6 protein-coding genes are annotated in these 4,096 nt (G+C 32.1%); all 6 read left to right on the top strand.

Going from position 1 to position 4,096, the window contains the following annotated elements:
• The coding region (locus tag ACE1EF_RS19895; protein ID WP_375722463.1) for a hypothetical protein at positions 1-207 on the top strand (207 nt) is incomplete at its 5' end.
• Positions 208-420: 213 nt separating this feature from the next.
• A complete protein-coding gene (locus ACE1EF_RS19900) occupies positions 421-840 on the top strand; it encodes a hypothetical protein (RefSeq protein WP_375722464.1) in 420 nt (139 codons plus the stop codon).
• Positions 841-990: 150 nt separating this feature from the next.
• Positions 991-1,278, top strand: a complete 288-nt coding sequence (locus ACE1EF_RS19905) for a hypothetical protein (protein ID WP_375722465.1) — start codon at positions 991-993, stop codon at positions 1,276-1,278.
• Positions 1,279-1,459: 181 nt separating this feature from the next.
• Positions 1,460-2,947 (top strand): T9SS type A sorting domain-containing protein, encoded by a 1,488-nt coding sequence (locus ACE1EF_RS19910; protein WP_375722466.1) that lies wholly within the window; start codon positions 1,460-1,462, stop codon positions 2,945-2,947.
• Positions 2,948-3,114: 167 nt separating this feature from the next.
• Positions 3,115-3,510 (top strand): flotillin-like FloA family protein, encoded by a 396-nt coding sequence (locus ACE1EF_RS19915; RefSeq protein WP_375722467.1) that lies wholly within the window; start codon positions 3,115-3,117, stop codon positions 3,508-3,510.
• A gap of 277 nt (positions 3,511-3,787) precedes the next feature.
• Positions 3,788-3,973, top strand: a complete 186-nt coding sequence (locus ACE1EF_RS19920) for a hypothetical protein (protein WP_375722468.1) — start codon at positions 3,788-3,790, stop codon at positions 3,971-3,973.
• Positions 3,974-4,096 lie beyond the last annotated feature (123 nt).

Genomic DNA, 4,096 nt, shown 5'->3' on the forward strand with positions numbered 1-4,096 from the left:
ATTGATAATCCTGACGATTTTGAAACAGAACCAATGACTACCTGGCATAATGACTTTAACGAAGGAGTTTGGTTCGCAATTACAAATGCATTTGTTGATTACAAGGAAATAAATAAAATAGTTTGCCTTGACTTAACGAATCTCGGAGAAAGAAACAGATTAATTGACATAATTCTGAAAATTAAAACAGGTTGGTTACCGGACTAAGAAATATTTTAATAATTAAAATAGGGCAACACACAACACGCGGTCATAGTGCATGCGGTTTCTTTTAACCTGCAAATCTATCTTCCGTATGCCGTCGTTTTCGGCTTGACAGTCTCCACTTCGTGGGACAGTCAACCGCACGACACCATACCGCGGGAACGTTGTGCGTCATGCAAAAAAAGACAGCTCATCGGTAGATTGATAAGATAAACTATGAATAATAAACCAAACTATAACGATTTAGGATTATCAAGTCCGATGAGTATTAACCTTAGGAGATTAGTTGAGTCGCAATTATTGCTGGACTTAAGATTTTATGGGATTGATAAATCGGATTTAAAATTTGATTGGTCAGAGAGTTGTATAGAAGGACATGATACGTATTATTTGGAAAGCTACGTTGAAAATTATTCAAGTATAGCAATCTATGATAAAGACGAAAAACTTGTTGCTGATGGTTGGATGGAGTTTATTCATGAAGGTGATTTTTTCATAACATATTGGGAATTTGTTCAGTCATTTGATAATGATATGGAGATTGGACAAAAGGATAAACCTGGGATTCCAAAACATATTTGGGATAAATTGCCTGATGATATAAAACCGAACTATTTAATGGACAGAATTGAATAAAAAATGCACGAACGCACAACATGCAATATACAAAATTGGGGTTTAATAGGTTATTCAAGGGGGTTGGCTCGTAGCAAGTTCTGTATAGCTTGATAGTGAATCGCTCCGTAATCCCCAACTTTGCATATTGCCGCCGTTGTGCTTCATGCTATGAAAGATCCATACTTCAGAAAGGAAATTCTTATAGACTTAATTAAAGATCAAGCTCCCGAGAGAACTGATCTCATAGAACAATTAACCCAACTCGAAGTAGTAGGATGGATTAGGCGACCATATATTTCACTGTACAAACCTAGTAGTTCAGATAGAAATAGATCAAAATTAGAATATTGTGATTGTCTTGAATTAGAACATGAAATTGAAGGAGATATTATCCTTGATTTGAGTAAAGAAGGGATAATTATTGGAATTGAATTAATTAACCAAATACATGATTAATATTTTTATAAACAAGCACGAAGCACAACAGCGTATATATGTCACAGCTACCTTTGTCGCTCCGAAAAAAAATATTCTGAAAATTTATGTATCTTGAGTTTACAACGCTTATTCGTAGGTAGCTGCGTCACATATACGCGAAACGTTGTAGGTAATTTTTTAAAAAATAAACAACTCGATTATGAAAAGACTTTCAATATATTTTTTAGTGAGTTGCATTAGTTCTTTTATGAGTAGTGCTCAACTAATTCAGTGGCAAAAATACATTCCAACATCCTCCTATGAGCAGGACAATATCATAATAAAAAAACAACCAAATGGTTACATGTTATTTGGAACTGCAAATTCTTCAGATGGAATATTTAACGACAACCATGGTTATAAAGATATTTGGGTTGCATTTTTAAATGAAAGTGGAACAATACTTTGGAGTAAATGCTATGGAGGTTCAAAAAAAGATGAGCTAAAATCAGTAATTGAGTCAAATGATAATCAATTTATTTTAGCTGCAAACACTAACTCAAACGATGGTGATGTAGTACGTAAAATAAGTAATTTAGATACATGGGTATTTAAGATTAATAATAAAGGTGAAATACAATGGTCAACAGTATTTGGAGATTCCGTTGAAAATGAGGTGACCTCTATTACACAAGATATGAATAACGATTTTTATGTTTTAGGGAAAACCGATTATATGAATATTTATGATATTGGAACTACTGATAGTACAAGAATTTGGATAACTAAGTTAAATGAATTTGGAGATTCTCTAACAACTGTAATCCAACCTTTCTATAATTTTGAGTATTTCAATGACATTATCACTGTTGACGATAGTAGTTTAATGTATGTTGGGAATAATCAAAAGTTCCCATTTGATGCGCTATTAGTTAAAATAAATACATCCTGTGATACATTATGGACAAAAACATTAGGAGCTAGCAAAAGTGATTTTGCATATTCCATTGTTCAATTAAACTCTAGTGATTTAATTATAAATGGATGTTCAGATTCGGATGACATTCCGAATACAGTTAACAATGGTGGTTTTGATCTTTGGATAACGAAAATATCTAAAGAAGGTGTAATCTATTGGTCGAAACAATTCGGTGGTAGCGCATTTGACTTAGCAACTCAGGCAATAGAACTAGAGGATAAAAACTTAGTAATTATCGGGGAAAGTAATTCAAACGATAAAGATGTGCAATTAAATAATGGAAAATTTGATGTATTAATTATAATGCTAACGCCTGATGGCAAGTTAATAACTTCAAAAGTTTTTGGAAATACTGAATCTGATCGTGGAATTTCTATCGTTGAGAGAGATTCTAGTTTAATTTTTTCAGCCATATCAGAGGAGGAATATACTGGTTACTATGGACACAATATCTTTTGGATTGTTAAACTAAATAAATCTGTTATCCTTTCAAATGAAACAAACATTGATTACCCCATCAGTTTATATCCGATACCGGCTACGAAAACAATCAATGTCAACATAAATAATATTAAGACTATTGAGGTTTATGATTTAAATGGGAGATTATTAAATTCATTTAATGAGAATAAGATTGACATTTCAAATATAGAAAATGGATTTTATATAGTTAAAATCATAACCACCTCAAATTTAATTATTACAAGAAATATCATTGTTGAAAAATAAAACTACCTACAACACACGGTATAGTGCATGGCAGTACTTTTAAACCAAATATTTCAACGTTCGCAGCCGGCTCCTTTCGTCCTGACAGTTCCTTTCACAAGTGAAAGAAACTGCCACGACACCATACCGCGGGAACGTTAGGCCTCATTTCAATTTGACCAATAAAAATGATGATTACTTTAATTATAATAGCATCAATACTTATACTTTTTAGAATCTTTCCAATAGGAATATTTATTGCTGCCAGATTAAATGATATTGATATTTCATTTTTCAAATTGGTTAAATATAAGTTTAAGAATATTCCATTGAGATACCTCATGAACTTAAATGAAAAATTAGCGGCTAATTACTTCGACATTGAATATAACCTATTGATTGAATGCTATAATAGAGGTTTAGATTTAGTGAATATAAGCGAGGGGTTAATTAAAGCAAGGGAAAATAAAATGTACCTGACATTTGATAAAGCCTGTTTAGCGGATTCCGACAACATTGACATTATTAAAACTATTGATAACGCATTACTTCATGTGGAGAAAAAAGACTTATTTTCAACTTAAATCTGAGGATAATAAGAAGACTTTAAAAAAGCAAAATAACAGGCTTAAATATACCCTTAGAGCTGGAATATGGACATTCTTTATAGTAGTTTGTTATAGTATCATTGTACCAATTACATTTGGTAAAGGGTTTCCATTTTTTTCTACTGAGCCCTATGTTGTTAAATTATCTGATTTACCTAAGTATTACAATGAGATTCTAATAAAGTCAATCATTTTATCTCTTGGCGTAATGATTTATTATTTTTTCTTTAGGCATAAATTAGATACACATTCTATGACTAATACAGTTATCTGTGATAAGTGTTTCAATACTAAAAACTTTGACAATAATTCAAACTGCGAATGTGGTGGAAAATTTTATTCAATTGATAATTTTGAATGGATTGAAGATCAGCCCGATTTAATATTTACAAATGATAACTGGATCAATGAATATAAAATAATGAAAAACGAGGCCTAACACACGGTATAGTGCATGCGGTTTTGTTTTAATTTGCAAATCCACATTCCGTATGCCGTCGTTTTCGGCTTGACAGTCTCCACTTCGTGGGACAGTCAACCGCACGACACCATACCGCGGGAA

The organism is Quyinboa sediminis, assembly GCF_042219855.1.
GTDB lineage: Bacteria > Bacteroidota > Bacteroidia > Bacteroidales > UBA5342 > JBHJHP01.